29 protein-coding genes and 1 pseudogene are annotated in these 17,191 nt (G+C 47.9%); 11 read left to right on the forward strand and 19 right to left on the reverse strand.

What is annotated here, in order from left to right; translation table 11 throughout:
- Positions 1 to 39: 39 nt before the first annotated feature.
- From OSC7112_RS41510 to OSC7112_RS42540, 4 genes are all read right to left on the reverse strand, one after another.
- Positions 40 to 894 carry a hypothetical protein gene (locus OSC7112_RS41510; RefSeq protein ID WP_015179839.1) on the reverse strand — a complete coding sequence of 285 codons (855 nt, stop codon included), beginning with the start codon at positions 892 to 894 and terminating at the stop codon, positions 40 to 42.
- Between the two features lie 52 nt (positions 895 to 946).
- Positions 947 to 1,930 carry a tyrosine-type recombinase/integrase gene (locus tag OSC7112_RS33520; RefSeq protein ID WP_015179840.1) on the reverse strand — a complete coding sequence of 328 codons (984 nt, stop codon included), beginning with the start codon at positions 1,928 to 1,930 and terminating at the stop codon, positions 947 to 949.
- Between the two features lie 107 nt (positions 1,931 to 2,037).
- The gene (locus tag OSC7112_RS39100) at positions 2,038 to 2,376 is read right to left on the reverse strand and encodes a hypothetical protein (RefSeq protein WP_150111767.1); all 339 of its coding nucleotides are present in this window, start codon (positions 2,374 to 2,376) and stop codon (positions 2,038 to 2,040) included.
- A gap of 267 nt (positions 2,377 to 2,643) precedes the next feature.
- The gene (locus OSC7112_RS42540; RefSeq protein ID WP_071884064.1) at positions 2,644 to 2,994 is read right to left on the reverse strand and encodes a transposase; all 351 of its coding nucleotides are present in this window, start codon (positions 2,992 to 2,994) and stop codon (positions 2,644 to 2,646) included.
- A 318-nt stretch (positions 2,995 to 3,312) separates the two neighbouring features.
- Here OSC7112_RS42540 and OSC7112_RS33525 point away from each other — a divergent pair, with 318 nt between their 5' ends.
- Both OSC7112_RS33525 and OSC7112_RS33530 read left to right on the forward strand, forming a co-directional pair.
- Positions 3,313 to 4,035: a ParA family protein gene (locus tag OSC7112_RS33525; protein ID WP_015179842.1), complete on the forward strand. Its 723-nt coding sequence runs from the start codon at positions 3,313 to 3,315 to the stop codon at positions 4,033 to 4,035.
- Positions 4,032 to 4,415 (forward strand): hypothetical protein, encoded by a 384-nt coding sequence (locus OSC7112_RS33530; RefSeq protein WP_015179843.1) that lies wholly within the window; start codon positions 4,032 to 4,034, stop codon positions 4,413 to 4,415. Before OSC7112_RS33525 ends, OSC7112_RS33530 begins: the two co-directional genes overlap by 4 nt.
- A 338-nt stretch (positions 4,416 to 4,753) precedes the next feature.
- On the opposite strand, the gene OSC7112_RS33540 is transcribed toward OSC7112_RS33530, so the two are convergent.
- Genes OSC7112_RS33540 through OSC7112_RS33550 form a run of 3 tightly spaced genes read right to left on the reverse strand, consistent with a single transcriptional unit; the run spans position 4,754 to position 6,027 of the window.
- Complete coding sequence (locus OSC7112_RS33540; RefSeq protein ID WP_015179845.1) at positions 4,754 to 5,350, reverse strand: peptidoglycan-binding protein; 597 nt, start codon at positions 5,348 to 5,350, stop codon at positions 4,754 to 4,756.
- A 27-nt stretch (positions 5,351 to 5,377) separates the two neighbouring features.
- Positions 5,378 to 5,578, reverse strand: coding sequence for a ParB N-terminal domain-containing protein (locus OSC7112_RS33545; protein WP_015179846.1), 201 nt, complete (start codon positions 5,576 to 5,578; stop codon positions 5,378 to 5,380).
- Positions 5,575 to 6,027, reverse strand: coding sequence for a hypothetical protein (locus OSC7112_RS33550; protein WP_015179847.1), 453 nt, complete (start codon positions 6,025 to 6,027; stop codon positions 5,575 to 5,577). The genes OSC7112_RS33545 and OSC7112_RS33550 overlap by 4 nt, the downstream gene beginning before the upstream one ends.
- Here OSC7112_RS33550 and OSC7112_RS40540 point away from each other — a divergent pair.
- Positions 6,012 to 6,179 carry a hypothetical protein gene (locus OSC7112_RS40540; RefSeq protein WP_190274475.1) on the forward strand — a complete coding sequence of 56 codons (168 nt, stop codon included), beginning with the start codon at positions 6,012 to 6,014 and terminating at the stop codon, positions 6,177 to 6,179. The genes OSC7112_RS33550 and OSC7112_RS40540 overlap by 16 nt on opposite strands.
- 137 nt (positions 6,180 to 6,316) lie before the next feature.
- Here the strand turns inward: OSC7112_RS40540 and OSC7112_RS33555 are convergent, their stop codons facing one another.
- Positions 6,317 to 6,901, reverse strand: coding sequence for a hypothetical protein (locus OSC7112_RS33555; protein ID WP_015179848.1), 585 nt, complete (start codon positions 6,899 to 6,901; stop codon positions 6,317 to 6,319).
- A gap of 218 nt (positions 6,902 to 7,119) precedes the next feature.
- Here OSC7112_RS33555 and OSC7112_RS33560 point away from each other — a divergent pair, with 218 nt between their 5' ends.
- The 3 genes from OSC7112_RS33560 to OSC7112_RS40545 all read left to right on the forward strand — a co-directional run bounded on the left by OSC7112_RS33560 (position 7,120) and on the right by OSC7112_RS40545 (position 8,227).
- Entirely contained in the window at positions 7,120 to 7,422 is a 303-nt protein-coding gene (locus OSC7112_RS33560) for a hypothetical protein (RefSeq protein WP_015179849.1), read from the forward strand.
- A 38-nt stretch (positions 7,423 to 7,460) separates the two neighbouring features.
- Positions 7,461 to 7,919 (forward strand): hypothetical protein, encoded by a 459-nt coding sequence (locus OSC7112_RS33565; protein WP_015179850.1) that lies wholly within the window; start codon positions 7,461 to 7,463, stop codon positions 7,917 to 7,919.
- A gap of 128 nt (positions 7,920 to 8,047) precedes the next feature.
- Positions 8,048 to 8,227, forward strand: coding sequence for a hypothetical protein (locus OSC7112_RS40545; RefSeq protein ID WP_190274476.1), 180 nt, complete (start codon positions 8,048 to 8,050; stop codon positions 8,225 to 8,227).
- 440 nt (positions 8,228 to 8,667) lie between these two features.
- Here the strand turns inward: OSC7112_RS40545 and OSC7112_RS33570 are convergent.
- The 11 genes and pseudogenes from OSC7112_RS33570 to OSC7112_RS40555 all read right to left on the reverse strand — a co-directional run.
- Positions 8,668 to 9,048 (reverse strand): annotated as a pseudogene (locus OSC7112_RS33570) (transglycosylase SLT domain-containing protein); the annotation flags it as partial.
- 99 nt (positions 9,049 to 9,147) lie between these two features.
- Positions 9,148 to 9,600 (reverse strand): ASCH domain-containing protein, encoded by a 453-nt coding sequence (locus OSC7112_RS33575; protein ID WP_015179851.1) that lies wholly within the window; start codon positions 9,598 to 9,600, stop codon positions 9,148 to 9,150.
- The gene (locus OSC7112_RS33580) at positions 9,593 to 9,853 is read right to left on the reverse strand and encodes a hypothetical protein (protein WP_015179852.1); all 261 of its coding nucleotides are present in this window, start codon (positions 9,851 to 9,853) and stop codon (positions 9,593 to 9,595) included. Before OSC7112_RS33580 ends, OSC7112_RS33575 begins: the two co-directional genes overlap by 8 nt.
- A gap of 16 nt (positions 9,854 to 9,869) precedes the next feature.
- Positions 9,870 to 10,001, reverse strand: a complete 132-nt coding sequence (locus OSC7112_RS42070; RefSeq protein ID WP_015179853.1) for a hypothetical protein — start codon at positions 9,999 to 10,001, stop codon at positions 9,870 to 9,872.
- A complete protein-coding gene (locus OSC7112_RS35015; RefSeq protein WP_015179854.1) occupies positions 9,994 to 12,153 on the reverse strand; it encodes a P-loop NTPase family protein in 2,160 nt (719 codons plus the stop codon). The genes OSC7112_RS42070 and OSC7112_RS35015 overlap by 8 nt, the downstream gene beginning before the upstream one ends.
- The gene (locus tag OSC7112_RS33590; protein ID WP_015179855.1) at positions 12,153 to 12,698 is read right to left on the reverse strand and encodes a hypothetical protein; all 546 of its coding nucleotides are present in this window, start codon (positions 12,696 to 12,698) and stop codon (positions 12,153 to 12,155) included. The genes OSC7112_RS35015 and OSC7112_RS33590 overlap by 1 nt, the downstream gene beginning before the upstream one ends.
- A gap of 13 nt (positions 12,699 to 12,711) precedes the next feature.
- Positions 12,712 to 13,437 (reverse strand): hypothetical protein, encoded by a 726-nt coding sequence (locus OSC7112_RS33595; RefSeq protein ID WP_015179856.1) that lies wholly within the window; start codon positions 13,435 to 13,437, stop codon positions 12,712 to 12,714.
- Positions 13,438 to 13,501: 64 nt separating this feature from the next.
- Entirely contained in the window at positions 13,502 to 13,717 is a 216-nt protein-coding gene (locus OSC7112_RS33600) for a hypothetical protein (protein ID WP_015179857.1), read from the reverse strand.
- Positions 13,718 to 13,720: 3 nt separating this feature from the next.
- Entirely contained in the window at positions 13,721 to 13,921 is a 201-nt protein-coding gene (locus OSC7112_RS33605) for a hypothetical protein (protein ID WP_015179858.1), read from the reverse strand.
- Between the two features lie 5 nt (positions 13,922 to 13,926).
- Complete coding sequence (locus OSC7112_RS40550; protein WP_015179859.1) at positions 13,927 to 14,103, reverse strand: hypothetical protein; 177 nt, start codon at positions 14,101 to 14,103, stop codon at positions 13,927 to 13,929.
- On the reverse strand, positions 14,100 to 14,720 hold the full coding sequence (locus OSC7112_RS40555; protein ID WP_190274477.1) for a hypothetical protein: 621 nt from the start codon (positions 14,718 to 14,720) through the stop codon (positions 14,100 to 14,102). Before OSC7112_RS40555 ends, OSC7112_RS40550 begins: the two co-directional genes overlap by 4 nt.
- A 168-nt stretch (positions 14,721 to 14,888) precedes the next feature.
- On the opposite strand from OSC7112_RS40555, the gene OSC7112_RS33615 reads away from it, so the two are divergent.
- The 5 genes from OSC7112_RS33615 to OSC7112_RS33630 all read left to right on the forward strand — a co-directional run bounded on the left by OSC7112_RS33615 (position 14,889) and on the right by OSC7112_RS33630 (position 17,190).
- Positions 14,889 to 15,128, forward strand: a complete 240-nt coding sequence (locus OSC7112_RS33615; protein WP_015179861.1) for a ribbon-helix-helix domain-containing protein — start codon at positions 14,889 to 14,891, stop codon at positions 15,126 to 15,128.
- 32 nt (positions 15,129 to 15,160) lie between these two features.
- On the forward strand, positions 15,161 to 15,604 hold the full coding sequence (locus OSC7112_RS33620) for a hypothetical protein (RefSeq protein ID WP_015179862.1): 444 nt from the start codon (positions 15,161 to 15,163) through the stop codon (positions 15,602 to 15,604).
- Between the two features lie 24 nt (positions 15,605 to 15,628).
- On the forward strand, positions 15,629 to 15,811 hold the full coding sequence (locus OSC7112_RS39110) for a hypothetical protein (RefSeq protein WP_150111768.1): 183 nt from the start codon (positions 15,629 to 15,631) through the stop codon (positions 15,809 to 15,811).
- A 62-nt stretch (positions 15,812 to 15,873) separates the two neighbouring features.
- A complete protein-coding gene (locus tag OSC7112_RS33625) occupies positions 15,874 to 16,509 on the forward strand; it encodes a Uma2 family endonuclease (protein WP_015179863.1) in 636 nt (211 codons plus the stop codon).
- Between the two features lie 450 nt (positions 16,510 to 16,959).
- Positions 16,960 to 17,190: a hypothetical protein gene (locus tag OSC7112_RS33630; protein ID WP_015179864.1), complete on the forward strand. Its 231-nt coding sequence runs from the start codon at positions 16,960 to 16,962 to the stop codon at positions 17,188 to 17,190.
- Position 17,191: the final 1 nt, after the last annotated feature.

The raw sequence follows: 17,191 nt of genomic DNA on the forward strand, positions 1-17,191 counted from the left end.
CAGGTGTCAGATGAAATGCGATCCAGATTTGAAGTTTTGTTAAGGTTTGCGGTAAACACCGCCTGCCCCATTCGCGTCAAGCAAATCCCCTTTGTGCCACGCCCAGCCGTGCAATTCGCGGCTAGCTGTCACAGCTAGACTGAGCGCTTCGTGTAGTGAGTCGTTGTAGGCGAGTAATTTCTTCCTGAGTTGCGAGTCATTTTTCGCCTCACTTTGGCACACCAACAGAACCATTCCAATCCAAGAAAAACCAACTTTGTCCCAAACCAAGTTTCTTTTTAATTTCTGCTCTTCTGCATTCCTAAGTTTTGGGTAAAAGCCATCCAATTCGGATTGCTCCAAAATTTCAGTGTACTGCTTAGCGACTTGCTTCCACTTTTTCATCGGCACCTCATAGTAGGGTTCCAGGCATACAGAGAAAGAACCGTTAACATCTTCTTTTAAAGTCTCTGCAAATAAATCATAGGCTGATTGAAATGGATATTGTTTCAGGGATACTTGGTGAAAAAACTTATACCAATAATGGACTAATGGCTTAGGAAAATGATCCACATAACCCGTCAACTTTTGAAGATAAGTGTGGAGTTTTTTGACGTATTTTTCAGCAACTTGGCAAAGCTCCCATCGAGCTTTGTATTCATTAACTTGTTGATCGATCAACTTAGCTTTTCGTTGAGAAATCTCTTTTTTTTCCAGAGCTTCCTCAACTGGGTAATAGTCCTTAACAAGCCATTTAGCTCTCCAGCACTTAGCCAAAAGAAGCTGGGTTGTTCTCGCTTTATCCCATTCCTCTATCTGAGCTGTCGTCTTAGCTTGCTGTCGGAGGTCATCGCTGGGCAAGCTGGCTATAAGTTGGGCGATTTGCTCGCCTATTTCAGAGTTTTTTCGGTTCATTAGCTAACTGTGAGTGAAGTGGGAAAAACAGGACAAAAGAAGCTCCGGTCGTTTACTGCCCAATTGTAATCCCTAACTTCAGAGCCGGATTATTGGCCCATCGCTCCGCTACGTGAGTATAAATAGAAGTCGTCCTGGGGTCTTTATGCCCCAACAAGTCCTGCACTTGCCGCAGTTCTGCCCCGGCTCGCAGCGCCAGCGTTCCCGCCGTATGTCTCAAACTGTGGGTCGATATCGTGCGCCCCGGCGAATGTTTCAGCCCTGCTTCCTTTAAATAGCCATCTACAACCTTCCGTATCCCCCGGCGGCTAATCCGCTGCCCACCTGCCCGGTATCCCACAGCTACAAACAGCGGGCTAGAGGGCGCAAGCACTTCCATCGCTTTTCTCGCTTCCAAGTAATTCATCAGAGCCAGCGCAATTTCCGGCGTTAGCGGCACAATCCTAATGCTGCCCTTCCCCTCCACCCGAATCCCCAAATTATTGCCCTGCTGTACCAAATCAGCAATATTAGCCCGGTGCATCTCCACCGTGCGCGGCCCCTCCAGCGCCATAATCGCCAGCAGCGCCTTGTCCCGCAGCGCCTTCACGCTGCCGTCGCTCTTAATCGCCGCCAGCAACTTCTCGACTTCCGACTTTTCTAGGTAAGTCACCTTCTCAGCAGCATCTCGCTTTTCCCTCGGTGGTTTGATGCTGAGGGCAGGGTTGGTCAAAATTAGCCCCTTCTCCACGGCTGCATCATAGAAGCGCCTGACTACCGATAATTTTAGGGCTACTGTTGCCGGCTTCAATGAACGATCGTCCACTAAAAAGCGACGGTAGCGCTTGATATCTTCTTTGGTTGCACTGGTCGGGTTGATTTGGGGGCTGGCGCAATCGCACCAGGATAGGAACAGTCGCAACTGGCGACGGTAGGTATCGGCGGTATCCTGTGCTGCGTCCCCCGCAGCGACATCAAGAGCGAGGAATTCGGTCCAGGTCTCCAGGAGGCTAGAAACCGTAACCAAGGAGTTGAGGCTGGAGGGATTGGCGAGCATAGCGAATTTAATTCATCGCGCAATTAACCCATTAAACCCTGAATAGTTCCCGAAATTACCATTATGGGAATTATTACCAGGCAACAGCGATCGCTGTTGCCCTAACTTCACTGTTCGGTCGTGGGCTGATAAATTTGACGCAACTCTACCCAGCCGTAGATAGACGGGAAAAGGCGGCGGTCAGCCTCGTCGTCAATATCAGAATGGTGGGGGAAATTCTCAGGGTGTCTGTGAATTTTGAGAATTCCCATGCGGCGCTTGGCAGCTTCACAGAGGAATGGTATGAGGATATTAGTTGACCACCTCACTTGGTCAGGAGTACGAAGGGAACAGTATTCGTAAGGTACTGGCACAATTTTGTGGATTAACAAGCGATGCGTGCCATTTCCAACAAGGCGACCGCAAAGTGCAATAGCAACAGCTTCTTGACCGTCGCCAGGGAACAAATGCGCTTTTAGTTACTCTAATTGGGCGGCTGTCAAATTTAGAGATGTTTTCATGATTTAGCCCTTGGTCATACCAAATCCGGGTTAGTTACCCCCTTTATCGTCGGGAGTAAAGAAACTTGCGCTCGCGATCGTCCAATAAAAAGAACTTTTATAGTTGAAAGGAAGAAGAGAAAATTGTCTAAAATTCAATAAAGCTTGCTAATTGACGAGCAGCAAAAAAGTTCCTCTGTCCACTTGCGAGCGTGTGAAATGAATAGATAGCAATTATGAAGTTAGTAGAAGAGGAAAATTATCAGTTATCCTGTGGCTAAAATTTCTGGCTCTGACCACCAATGATAAAAGGTAAGATTTTTGATTCTCTCTGTCATGGTCGTCGCTAAAATTTGATAGCGCGAGGCGAGCACTTCTTCTCGCATCATCAAGGCTGTCAAAACTTTTATTAACTTTCAGTTCATCGGCAAGACACCACAGCCTTTCTGCTGGCTGAAGTTCAGGAGAATAAGGCGGCAAATACTCAAGAAAGATTCCTTCTGGAACAACCACTTTTTCACTCGTATGCCAGCGCGCCCTGTCAACTACTAAGCTGCGTAGCAGCTTATCAGCATACGGCAGCACATTGCTTCAGTTGCCTCACTCGCCAGCTATGGGAGACACTTACTCTAAAGACTTAAAGGTATAATACGTTTAAGTGTTTAACCAATAACCGCAAGCCTTGCCGACGAGCACTCGTTACTCAAAAGAGCAATCGCCCCGGTCGATCGTTGGGTCTAACCAGCCAGACAAAATACCTCAGACTTTAACTGCCAATCTGCGGCTGACCTCAGAATTATCCATAAACGGTTAAACATATTAGACGTTTAATATATTAGGATTTTAACATTTAAGCTCATAAAAGTGTTAAGCTAAACAATGATTAGACCTTAATAGGATTTTATGTTGAAGGTCGCTATTTTCAATTTCAAGGGCGGTACGGGGAAAAGTACCACAGTTTTAAACTTAGGAGCTTGCCTCGCTGCAAGTAAGTGTCGCGTCCTGCTGCTCGACTTGGATGGGCAGCGCACCCTCAGTTTTGGGTTAGGTCAAGACGGTCAGCAGCCGACAGCTTTAGATTGGCTTCAGGGGGATAACGTAGAGCCATTAAATACAGAGGTAAAAAATCTGTGGCTGATTCCGGGGGATTTGGGACTGTTCCAGTTGCAGTCACCTCATGATTTATTCACCCCAGCCCTCTCTAAGCTGAAGGGGTTTGATGTGTGCCTGATGGATTGTTCGCCTGGGCTTTCCTCTGTTTCGGTACAGGCTTTGTTGGCGTGCGATCGCGTGTTGATTCCGACTCTGTGCGAACCGGCTGCTCTCAAAGGGTTGTCGGAAGCGGTGGAATTAATTCGAGGGGAGCAAACAGGAGTGCCAATTGAGGTGTTACGGACTCGCTATAAGTCGCGCTTGCTGTTGACCCAGGAAGCTGACAGTTTGCTGGTTGAGGCTTCTGTGGAACTGGACTATCGGCTGCTGCATACGGTGATTCCTGACAACATTGCTGTGGCAGAATCCATTGCTCAGCAAAAGCCTGTCACCGCCTATGCTGCCAAGTCCTCCGGTGCTTCATCTTATCGGTTTTTAGCTAAAGAGTGCAAAAAATTGTGGAGGTTGTCGTGAACAAACCCAAGAGTAAGATGGGGGGGATGGGAAAGCTGAGCCAGTTTTCGGGAATTAAGCAGTCACCGGCACCAGTAGATATTGAAGCTGATAGGGTACCTGCTCTTGACCCTCCGGTTGAAGCTGCGACTCTGGCTAATTCCAAGGAGAAACTGGTTGCGGTCAATTTCAAAATTACTCGCAACCAGCAGGAATGGTTAGCAGATACAGCCAGACTTGTTAGGGACAACAACGCCCAAGCTGTGCCACCAGCAGAACGAGTGTATCCTCAGCATTTGATGGGTGTGGCGATTTCTCTGTTACAACAGGCTGATGTGGACTGGAGCCAAATCAAGAATGTTGAGCAGTTGCGTAAACAGTTAAACCTATTAGACCTTTAGACAATAAAAGGTGTAAAGTATTAGTGAAGTGTTGGCTACGGTAGACCCAAATATAAGGTAGTCCGCTACAAGATTAATGTCACGCACGGCTCCTTTCAGATCCTTGTACAACTGATTAGGCCTATAGCCGTCAATTCCAATTAATAAAGCATAGATATTCGATGTTTGATCGGGTTGGTCAGCCATTTTCACCTTATCACTCCAGCATCTTTGTTTAACTCAGAGTGTTGCAGCATCAGCAGAGTTGTGGAGCCGCAAGTTCAATATCTTCAGAAAGCTCTGCCAATTCAGCAACACATCCTTTAGTTCAAGATTTTGTTAACTAGATCGCAAATCCCTTAAGCCATTTGTTCGCGGGTTTTGGCACTAACAATTCCGTCTGCGATTAAACCTTTTTTCTGCTGAAATTCCTTGACAGCTTTATCTGTTGCTGGTCCAAATTCACCATCAGACCCAACTACAATGCCAGCCTTCTTCAAGGCTTCCTGAAGCTTGAGTACATCCGAGCCTTCCATTCTAGGCTTTGCCAAGCGCAACGTTCTGGGTTTGTCATCCCACGGCGCTTTAGGAAAACCTTGAGCTGGAGAACGATTAAGTGCCGCCTCGGTTTTGGGACCAAAGCCCCCATCCTCGCTAATTATTTCATTAGGATGGTTCTGATTCCAAAGCTGCTGAAATGCGAGTATTGATTGACTGCGAAGATCGAGGATGGCGTCGCCTTGGTAGTCGAAGTGAGGTGGATCGCCTGGTAATGGATTCCAGCCATACCGCATCAAATAAACTTCCCAGCCTGTTGCATCTTCAATGTCGATCGCTAACCCAGTTTGGTGGTTGCTGGTTCCTGGTGCAGCTACAGGATTAGAGTTATTGAAGCGGAGGTTTACGATGGCATGGGGGTAAAAATGCGCCCCATCCGATTTCTGGGATGGGGCCACGGCGTCTAAGCTACGAACTTCAGCATCTTAAGTAGTGCGCTCGCCTGTCGTTTGATTTTCGGATTCTAGGACGATCGCCGGAATCGTTTCACCGGCTTTCGGATTTAATTGTCGGGCCACAACCGCCGCGTGGTACTGAAAATGCCCGCTGATAATTTTGTATCCGCTACTGTCGCGAACTACTACGCCTGGGAATAACAAAACCGCCGATCGCCAAACTGAGCTCACCAGCAATTTCTAGTTCGTTTCGATCGAAGTTGGAGGCCGCCACAGAGCGAGCTAATGCGTTTAACGGCAACCAATGTCAGCATCAATTTCTTGGCCGCTGGCTCCTCACGGTTCTTACCAGAAATCTGAACAGTCGAAACTTTCTTAACTGGCTCTTGTTGCAGCCGGCCTCGCCCATTATCGCCTCGGTTCGGAAGTTCTTCGTTTTGCCCGGTGGCAGTTGGTGCGGTAGCTACGGGTGCAGGTGTTGAAGATGTGGCAGGTGCGATCGCCATTTCGACTTCGGGGGCAGCAGGTTCAGGAGTTTGCTCGGCTTCCGCTTTAGCCAGTGCTTCAAAACAGGAAATAGTCGCCTCCCAATGCCCACGCTTGACATCGCTTGCGGTCTGGCTGACTTGGCAGCAGTATCTATTGTCTTCGATCAGTCTGGCGAATGGACACGCTCGCACAGGTGAAGGTGGCGGGGGCGGCAGTGTCGATCGTCGTGGCTGTAGCAGTTTGTGTTACTTTCATGTCAGTCCTACCTTTGGGGCTAATTCCGCCGGCCTTTGGCGTCCAAACTTCGGGCCGGCGGTTGTTTTCTGTACTAGATACATACTAGCAGTCTGTCTAGTTATTGTCTAGCAGTTAAGCTAGTATTTGTGTCTAGTAATTCTGATGAGTCAGCGCTAGTACATTTGTCTAGCTTATGTCTAGATACCGCTAGCGATTGATGGTTCGCTAGCGGTCGGGCAACGGCTAGCTAACGGCTAGCACCTCAGCTTTTGTAACCAGAACTTTCAACCTCGCAGCGATGTTGACCCGGTTGCCCCTTGCATCCGCGCCTTTAGCTTTGGCAAGCTTGCGAATGTCAGCGAGTGACATTTTGTTGAGTAGCGTTTCGATGTCTGTAGCGGGTGACTCTGGCGCTGTCGGTGCGATCGTTTCTACTGGTGTAATGTCGGCTGGTGTGGACTGAACATCAATCACTGATTCATCTGGCACTGTCTGTGACTCTGGCGCGGTTGGTGCGTGAGGCTCCGGTTCGATCGGTTGTGCCGGTGCAGTGTCGGCTGGGGACAGAATGCCGATCGCGTCGGTGGCAAACTTGACTACCAGTGCATCTTTGAATGTAGCGATTTCAGTCGGATCAACGTGGTGCAGCATAATCAGCGCGGTATCGACTTGAGACAGTGCCGATTGCATAGCTTGCTCGACTGAAAGCAACTGTTGGCGGTAGTCTTGAAGCTCGCTCAGTTTGGTTTGGAGTGCGGCGATTTGAGACTGAGTATTAGCGATCGAAGCGTCAACTTGATTGAATTTGGCGGCGAGTACGTTAATCATTGTGGCGTCCTATGTGTGGCGTGAAGTGTATGCAGCGGGCGGTTTGTATCGTTCCCGTTTCGCTATATTTATATACTAGCACTGTGTCTAGTATTTATCTAGTAATTACTGTCTAGTATTTGTTATAGCATTAATGCTAGTGTATATGTCTAGCTTATGTACTAGACAAGAGGCTAACAAGGTGCTAGATTGTAGCTAGTTTATTACTAGACAAAATTATGACAAGCGAAACGGATCAGACGAAAACCTCCGATCGAATCCAGCTCAATCTCCGGCTTGATGGTAAAAAACACTTGCTAGAAGCCATTAAAGACGCAGCGAAGGAAGAACGCACTAGCGTCAACAGTTGGGTTGTAAAGGTATTAGAGTCAGCGTTAGGAATGGAACCTGCTAATACAATGCCGACAGGTGAGGACTTAGAAGCGACAGTTGCCTCTGTACTAGACAAACTGCTAGCAGACAAGCTGGTTAATATCAAATCACAATTAAAGGCTGAACTGTTGGGGGAGTCCGCAGCCTGAGCGCCGATCGCAACGAAGACGAATCGCTCAGGCAGGAATTGGAGGAAGCGCGATCGCAACTGGCAGCAGTCCAGGCCGATCGGGAAGACCTAGCCCAACTCAAGAAACAGGTTAAGGAAGATGCGGCAGAAGTACACCGGGAGGGAAGGTCGATCGAGCTTGAGAAAGTCCGCTGGCAGAGGGAATTAAGCGACGCTAGAGACGAGCTAGCAGATGCTAAAAGCACTATCCTCAAACAAGGCAATAAGATTCGGGAATTAGAGCGCGGGTACAGCTTAAAGCCTAATCCGGCAGAATCCCGGCTGAGGCTGGAAATTGGCGATTTACAAGCTGAGCTAGAAGCCTATAAGCAGCAGAATCCAGCACCAGCGATCGACCTACCGGAGCAAGTAGGGGAAATCGTAAACTTTCTTAAAGAATCGCTACCCCCAGATACAAAGTGGCCCAAGCGGATAATACCCGCGCTGAGAAAGTTTCTGGAATCAAAGGAGGATTAGTCCGATCGATCGTCTCCCAAAACAAAGAGCCCCCAGCGTGATGCCGAGGGCTTTTTTAATGAAGGGTATTAGTAATTGGTAATTGGCAATTGGTTTCACCTTTTGCCCCATGAGTACCAGGCATCACCGTGCCAAAACGGGTAAATTGTACGAATCGGCTGAAACCTTACTTACTGCCTGTGTTGGAGTTATTGGGTTTTGGTAAGTGCGATCGCGCAAAACCCCTAAGCCGAGATCCGGGCAAAATAGGACATGACGTTAAAAAATGTAACGAAAACGCTAAAACCCTCACTACACAAGAGTTTTAGTCTTAGCGTCACTTTTCGCACGGTTGCTACTCAAACGCCGTTTCTTGTTTTGTTTTCTGTCAAGCTATTGACTTAATTTTACCATGTCGAGTTTGCTGTTAAATTGTTAAATTGATATTAAGTGTACCGGAACGGTAAAAAACCTCAATTTTTACTTTTTGGGACTGAGTTTTCGTGAGTTTTTAGCTGTTTTTGGCTGTTTTTTCTGAGAATGTGCGAGTAAACCTGTGCTTGCCTCAGCTTAATTGTTAGCTAAATTTGGGGGCTTTTTAGCAACAAAAAACGCATGAGAACTCAAACTTATGCCAGAGAAGAAACTTGCACAAAAAGCAGGGATGAGTCGTAGCAATAGCAATGTTCAGAGATATATTTATACTAACAGAGAAAAGTTGCAGCCAAGTTTCTGAAGTTTGTGCAGCGATCGCACATTTTTGTTGTACCTAAAGCCTTTCTTTCACAAGTTGGGCAATATCGGCTTTGGTAATATACCCCTTTCTACTTCTATCAAAGCCATTATTCTGCCGATACACAATTGTGCCAGCCCTAGCAATAACATAACTATCGGGTTGACCTACCGCCGCAGGCCACAAAACAGCAGCGTAAAAATCACCAAGCGTGTTGAGTTTGCCTCTGTATGGCAGTAGGTATTTTTGCACATAATCTAGCTGCTCAATCTCTGTCATCCCCAGTAACGCCGATGTCGAAGTCCCCAACCCCCGCGCTGTTGATGGCATAAATTGAATTAGCCCACTAGCACCTGAGAGACGGTTAACAGAGCGATGATTTAGTCCGCTCTCAAACTGCATAATTGCCATTAGGTGATTAGGGTCGCCCCTACCACTGTAGCGTTATCAGTTACTGGTAGCGCCACGCCGTCAAATCATCCTTAACAGCGTAGCGCTCGGTTAGGTTGTCGATGTTTAGCGATCGATGTTCAGTGCGGCCATCCGATCATCGGTTAATTGTTGAATCTGCTGCGGTGGCTGCCAGCGCCGCCCCCAGTTCTGGCGAAGTCGGCAAAGTTCGATCGGACTGGGAAAGAGTTCGGCGGCACCTACCCAAACACCAACACCCGATTCCTGGTTGGCATAGTAAGCATCAAACTGTTGGCGCGATACCCTTGCCAGTTGCCCTTGCTCCGATGCCCGCCACAGTCGATCGAGCGGTAGTCTCTCACGCTTCAAAACCCGGACAATTCCTAGCACTTCAGCGGTCGGCATTGTGGCGTAAATTGCAATATTATCGCCCGGTTTTAGGGATGCTCCAAAGCTGCCTTTACGCAGTTCGATCGTCTTTGGGTTACGGTCAAGGAAAAAGGCATCAGCCCAAGTCGGTCGCACTGAGATTAGGTATGTACTGCTGGGGTTATTCATCTTCTTCCTTATCCCTCTTCAGAGCATTTCTTAGAGCTGCCAAATTTTCCACAGCTTCATCAATGGCAGTGCTAGCCGAATCCATCAATCGCTGTTCGGGTTCTTCGAGCCACGATTGGTCTGTGAAGGGGTTGCTTATATGCTTTTCCGCTCTGATTTTTGCAGCTTGTAAGAAGGCAATGCAGAGAGCTAATTCATCAATTTTGGGTATTTCATGCTCATAAGGGTGGTCATATTGCTTTCCAGTCGGCATCAGTCATTCTCCTTAGTTAGTTGTAGTCGTTGTTGTTCAAGTCATCAGAGAGGATGATGTCACCGCGCCTGACTAACTCTGCAAAAATGGCATCGTAAATTGCATCAAGCATAGAGCCGGGAATCACCCTTAATAACTTACTAAGCATTGTTATTACCCCTTTCGTTTTGTAGGAACTCTTGAATTTTGGGCAACTGTGCAATCTCTCCATCATCGTAATTTTGAATTAGCCACTTCAAGAGGCTTTTTCCGTGGCGTGAATAGCTGCGTGTTGGATGACCGTTTTTTTCACCACACTTTAAAACTGACTTGATAATTGTGCGGATATTTGCGCCCGATAAAGCAGCCTCGGACACGGACACAAATAATTGCTCAGGAGCCAGGTTAGGGAACATCTGACCAAACCGTCGGACAGTCCACACGAAGCCGGACACTTCGCCGGACAGCTTGTCTGACAACGGTTCTGGCTGTCCGTTGTCATAGTCGGACACTTCCTCTGGGGAATCCTCTGGGGAATCCTCTGTCGGACTATCGGACGGCTTTTTATCGCCCAAATTAAACTCTAAATCGTAAGTTCGCTGCCAATATTCAGAGCCAGATGGCTGTGAATATTGGCTGGTTTCAGCAGTCGCTATTCCTGCCTCACACTGGATTAAATACTGCCTAAATTTCTCGATATCAAAAGCCAGTTGTTCGTCTCTTTCTTCTGGCATAAGCTTGATAACAGCCTTCTCGATACGAGGCAACAAACCGACGTTTCCATTCCCCAAAGTCGTAAAAAAAACTGGAATCTGCTTGGCTTCAGATTCAGCCATTAACTCGTTAAGCTGTGCTAAGAGCATTGCCCTTTGAGCGTTATCGGAGACGATGTACTGGTTCTTAATCGACAACTCAACCAGCAGATAATCGCCCTTAGTTTTACCGTCTGCGGTCTTGACCAAAAGCCCCTGGGCTACAATCGCCATGTTTGCCCGCAAGTTTGCATCTCCAACCAATCCCAGCGCTTCAAGGTTTAGCGACTGAGCTAAGACTAGAAGGCAAACATTGTAATCTCGACCGACTGTAATAATGTCGAGCAACATCAATTCAATCTTTGCCCAGAGAGCCTTGTAAGCCTTCCGAAGCGTCAAAACGATGGATGACCAATCCTCTAAAATCAAGCGTAACGGGGGTAGATGTTTGCGCTCATCTTCGGATATGTTTTCGAGTCGGGCTAAGAAATTCTTGTGGAAATTCTCAATTAATTTGTAAGCTTTCGTCGGGTCAATCGAATTAAAAATCGTTAGTTTCCCCGCTTCCCGCAACCCGCAGAAACTGTCGTTTTTCCGTCCAAGAATCCATACCGATGCAGTTTGTCCTTTGCTTCGTGCTTGGCTGTACACAGAATCTAACCACGCACTCAGAGTGTGACTTTTCCCCGCCCCGGTAGACCCTGCAAGAATCATTGACTTGTCGGAATATGCCAAGTCATCTAAGAGTTGTTCTCCGGGGGTTTTGGCTGACTTAATTATTGATACTGAATCAGATTCTACTTTGTCGCTAGGGTTGTTAATACCGTCGAGTGTTTGAGTACCTGTCAACTGGAAGGGAGTCTTTTGGTTTCGCAAAAAGGCGATGTATTCTTGCTTCTTCTCATCCGACAATCCCGCAGTTTCTGCATCAAAAATGGCTTCCTCAGCCTCCAGTTGAGCAATCTTAATATCGGCTTCACCCAAAACTTCGCATTGCTTGAGAACCACAGCGCAATCGTTGGCGGTAGCGTCCAAATCGCCCTGCACCTGGACTTCCCTAATTGTCACATTGCGGTAATCTTCCAGTAACTCAGCACGAGCAGCCAGTTGCCCTTTTGCTAGGTCGCGTTTCTCTGCAATGACCTCATAGTTTGCAAGCTGTCGCTCGGAGTTTTGCAAGCTTCTTAAACCCATTCCCGCGACACCAAAGCTACAACCAGCGAGAGCCATCCACAGTGCTTTATTTGGATTTGTGGCGGGTATTGTGTCCTTAAAAACCACTTCACGGGGGATGCCGTTTGCCTTCCACTGTTGTGCGTGGTACTCGGTCATGATGTAGGGTTTGCCTGCCTTGTCAGCACATTGCAAGGCTTGTTTGTTGTTACGGATGCAGAGTCGCACCCTATTGCTGGCTGTTCCCTGGATTGCGTTTATTCCGCTATATATTCCCAGTAAAAGCGCCAAAGCAACTGCCGACAACTTGCCAGCAATCGGGAGTCTTTCAAAGGTCAGAAGCAGTGCGCGGTTTGACTTAAGTAATTGAGCGTGTTTTTCGGTTAATGGCAGCATTACTTGCTCCCTCCCTTGACCTTAAAGATTAAGTAAAAAACGATGGCGGCAAGAGCAATTGACGGCAAGTAATCAAAGTTATTAGAAGCAGGTTTTTTTACTGCCTGAATTTCTTTGATGCCTGTTTTTAGGCGTATTTTTGCCTCGCTTACTTGCTGCAATTCAGTAGCTGGTTCAGCGAGGCTAGCAATCATGCCAAGCGTCACGCCACCGCCAACAATTGCAGTAGGCAAGCGATGCTTAGACTGCCCGGTAATCTTGGCTAATAGATAAACCTGATAGATGCCAATTGCAACAATTGACCCGCCTGCAACCTGCATTGAATGGAACATAAAAACCACTGCCGAACCTAACACCGTGGGCGCTACTACTTCGCAAAGATTGGCAGCGTCTCGGTATTGGCGTTCGGCGTTGGTTTCCTCTGGTTGCGGTTGGTCAATTGTTGGTGCTGCTGTAGCTTGATATTGCTGCTGTTGCTGTTGCTGTTGTTGGTGCTGTCCCCCCACAAAAGAGAGGGGACTTGCCCCGATAAAACCTTCGTGCATAGTCCCCTCACTTTTAACGGTTGTTGAAATTCATTACATTCGCAAACCAGCCCCCAAATCCTCTAGGCGAACCAGTTGCCGACACGCTGGCGCTGTTGTTGCTGGCAGATCCAATAGTCACTGGCACTTTCTCCTGAATCCCTTTATCCGAGCCGACTGTTGCGCGACTGAGCAGCTTCTGTCGGCGTTCTCGGAGCGATTCTTGGATGGTTTGACGCTTGGACGCCACCTCACCCCTGTTTGCGATAGCTTCCATCTTGTTCTCGTGTCGCCACAGCTCAGCCTGTAAGTCGCCTGTGAGTTCGGAAGCAATCTCGGCTAAGCCGTGCTGACGCTTGGTTTCAATCTTCAGCATCGCTGCACGGTCTTTAGCGTCTAGTTGCTCCATCTCAGACCCAAATTCCGCATTGAGTTTGCGGATTTTCGCAATTGCATTTCCGACTTTAGAGCCGAATTTCTTCCTAATTTCTGTCCACGTGACCTGACCGTCAGCAATTTTCCCCAGCGCCTCCAGATAGGTTTCAGCGTTATCTAAAAATGGCTCTAAAACTAGGGCAAGCTGTTCGGCATTGGCAGCTTTATCGGCCATTGCTTCAAGCTTTGTGACATCCGACAAGTACGAAAGAATGTCAGCCTCTGTGTCAGCCCAATCTCCCGCTTTTTCGTCAACATAGGGGCTGTGTCCGGCTGCGGGATTGCGTATCGCTATGCTACTGCTGTCGTTGCGTCCAAAATCCATAGTACAATCTCCTTAGATAGAACTCTCCCAGCGCAAGCTAGGAGAGGTTTACAAAGCCAGCCGCCTACTTTTCGACGGGTGACGGCTGGCTGAAATTGTTGCTGTTGTTGTTGTTAATCGTGACGTTGCCGTGAATGATTGTCGGCTCCGGGACTCGTTTTGCTCCAGACTGATAGCCTGTGTCGTAGCCGACCGCAAAGACAAGAGCGTTGGTCAATAACGCACCGCCAATCATCAGCCGTGTCACGTTTTTGTCGAAGTCTTTGTCATCATCAAGCATCGCCTAAACCTCCTCAGATTTCACGTCAATTGCATCGCCATCTTTAGATAAGTCCTGGCGTGTTGGAGTCGGCTTGTGATTGATAACCGTGCCAGCGATAAAATCACCCTCGATTTTCTCAACGTAATTTCCGCCGTTAGTATTGATAACCCGTTTTCCCGGTTTGCCGTCTTCAAACACTACGCCATTGATGATTCGTACCATATTAATCAATCCCTTAAACTGTTGACTTGACCGATGACTTCGATACCTTTCGCGTCTGTTATCCCTTCCTCTCGAAGGCTTTGGGCTGCCACTAGAACAGCGTCCTGAGACTTTTTGGCACTGACATTAAACACTCGCGGGGTGTTGCTTTCGCGCTGCACTTTCACTTTGTAAAAGCTCATGATTCAGCCCCCAGCTTCATTGCCCGCAGTTGTGCCAGAACTTCAGCTTGTGCCTTCTGTTCAGCTTGAAACACTGCGAGAGCACGCGTGGCCCCACGGTTCTGTGCAGCATTAATTTCAGCATTATCCAAGTCGGTATCACGTTGTTGTGCAGCTTGGTTTTCAGTTGCAATTTGAGCTAGGAGTTGCATCACATTTTGATTCAAAGATGCGGAATTAGACGTTGCAGTTTGATTGAGTTCTGCAATCCGGCGGTCAAGGGCGGGCGTATATTCCGAGATTGTCAGTGTTGAAACTTGGGAAGCAGGGGACGCGGTTGGGGTAGCTTCTACCAGTTTCCGCAGTTCACTCAGTTTTCCAGCATTCAGTAATTTGCAAGCTTTAAGAGCAAGCTCGGAGTATTGGGTTGCTCGTGCAGCGCCCCGGCGTAAGGTTTTGATGTCGAGCCTGTAGATACTCTGAAGTTTAGAAATCGATTGTTGCAGTCCTGCTTTGCTCAGTCGGAGAAGCCCTTGGATTTGTTGGGCGGAGTACCATTCCTCAGCATCCTCTGGCTCAGAGTCAATCGATAATTCGGCTTCAACGTCAATTACAGCAAGGTTTTCGGATTCCATCATTCAGCCTGTTTTAAAAACGACATTTATCGATAAAAACGATTTCTATCGATGTGTGTTAATGTAGCAGATAGCTTCGGAAGCTGTCAACTATCTTCTGAAGTTATCGGAGAATCCCCATTGAGGACAGCTTCTGAGGTTTACTGAAGATATCTGATATCTTCGGAGCTTATGGGAGTTACTAAAAAAGCGAAAATTACATTTACTTGTGAGCCAAGTCTTAAGGACGGTTTAGAGGAATGGGCACAGTCAGAAAGTCGCACTTTATCAAATTTGATAGAAATGCTCATCAGACAGGCTTATGAAGAACGCTTTAGTTCTGCCGATCGTCCCCCCGACCCGCAGCCAACAGAACCGGAGCCAACAGCAGCGACAGCTAAGAGGGGCAAGGCAAGTAAAGGTGCTAGTTGATGTCTAGTAACTGTCTAGTAAGGAGAAAACTAATGAACTCAAGTGATCGGCTAGACCGAATAGAAGCAATTCTTGCCGCCACCGCAGTGCAGCAGCAGGCAAACACGGCTGCCATTGACCGACTGACTGATCGTATAGATCGGATTGCGGTGCAGCAACAGGCAAACACTGAGGCGATCGGGCGGCTGTCCGTTCAAACCAGCGCCAACACCGCAGCCATTGACCGACTGACAGAGCGCGTTGACAATATTGCGGTGCAGCAACAGGCAAGCACCGAACTACTCGATCGTTTAGTAGATCGGGTAGATCGCATAGTTTCAGTAATCCAAGACCATCAAGGAGCGCTGAGGCTGCTTCAACAGCAGCAAAACGAGTGGAGGGAGCAAATGCGAATCATCCAGACAGAAATCCGCGACCTCTGGCAGTACCTCAACAACCAACTCCGCAACCGGGGCAACGGCGGCGGGCAAAACTGAAGCGGCTGCCGATCAGGTGTGGGTGTGGGGAATTTAGGAGCGATCGCCATTGGGAGTTGGGGCGGTGCGGACGATCGGCTTCTTAACAAAGCTTGGTATAAACTCCCGATCGCACATCCGAACCGCAGCCAACAGAACCGGAGCCCACAGCACCCAAGCCAGCGACAGCAGCGAAAGCCAAGCGGGGTAAGGCTAGTTAATGTCTAGTTAATGTCTAGTTAATGTCTAGTTAATATCTAGTTAATGTCTAGCAAAGGAAACAGGCAACCATGATCCAAACCCAAACCAAGACAGTCACATTTGACGAGTTCGCGGCCTGGTATCCAGAGAACTCAGTCCGCCGCTACGAGCTACACAAAGGAGTAATTGTCGAAATGCCTTTAGGAACTGGCCCCCATTCCCGTGTTACAGGTTTTACTAGGGATGAGATCAGTGCAGAAATCAGGCGACTGAAATTGCCTTACTTTATCCCCGGTGACTGTCTGCTTAAACCCATTCGTGATGAGGCAGGTTATCAGCCCGACGTAATTGTCTTAGACCAAGTGGCTCTCGCAAACGAACCGCGCTGGGATAGGGAATCCATCATCACGATGGGGTCTTCTGTACGGCTGGCTGTAGAGGTCGTTAGCACTAATTGGCAGGATGATTACCATTTCAAGTTTGCCGATTATGAAAAATTGGGTATCCCGGAATATTGGGTTGTTGACTATGCTGCAAAAGGTGGCAGGCGGTTCGTTGGCAATCCCAAACAACCCACTCTCTCGGTTTACCAGTTGGTTGACGGCGAGTATCAAATCAGCCAGTTTCGGGGAGATGACCTGATTGAGTCGCTAACTTTCCCACAACTAAAGTTGACAGCCGAACAGATTTTTCGCGCTGGCTTGCCACCAACCGAACCGAGCTAGAGATTGGGGTGATCGCCCTTGGGGATTTGTGGCGGTGCAGGCGATGGCGGGCTGGGGAGTTGGGAGTTGTGGGCGATCGGCTTGAATTTACTTGAATTTATTGGAATTTATTTGTTTTTAATAGTTCAAGCTGCCGTTTTTTTGCGTATAATTTACCACTTTGCGTAAAGTCGTAAATAAGTCAAAATTGCTTGCTAACCATCGGTTGCCCCGTACTTTTACTCAAATTTCCGAACCATCTTTGCGTTTGCGAATAACTGATATTTGTTCGTCCTCTCTTCACAGTCCAAACTGTTTATGCAAGAACTCTTACAAGTTCTTTTGGGGAGCTGGACGATCGAGCCAGTAAGGTTTGCACCTGTTTTGCTGCCCAAATACACGGTTCGATCGCAACTGACTTTCAGGTGCTAGAATCTATTTACTTGCTGATCGATTATTGAGGCAAACCGTATGCTCTATTCGGAAAACAAAGTACAAGTTGCAGTTTGGCTGCAACCAGAAGTTGTCGCCAACTGCGATACCTATGCCGAATATTTCTCCCTGTCTTGCTCTGGCTTTATCAATGAAGCTTTAAAACTTTACATTCGGCACGCCGCCGAAAAACATTGCCAGTTGCTAGCAGAAAACGGAGAGAACGGCACTAATTCGCACGAACACAACGAAGAAGCGCTGGCAGCGTAAG

The sequence above is a fragment of the Oscillatoria nigro-viridis PCC 7112 genome, from assembly GCF_000317475.1.
Classification (GTDB): Bacteria; Cyanobacteriota; Cyanobacteriia; order Cyanobacteriales; family Microcoleaceae; genus Microcoleus; species Microcoleus nigroviridis.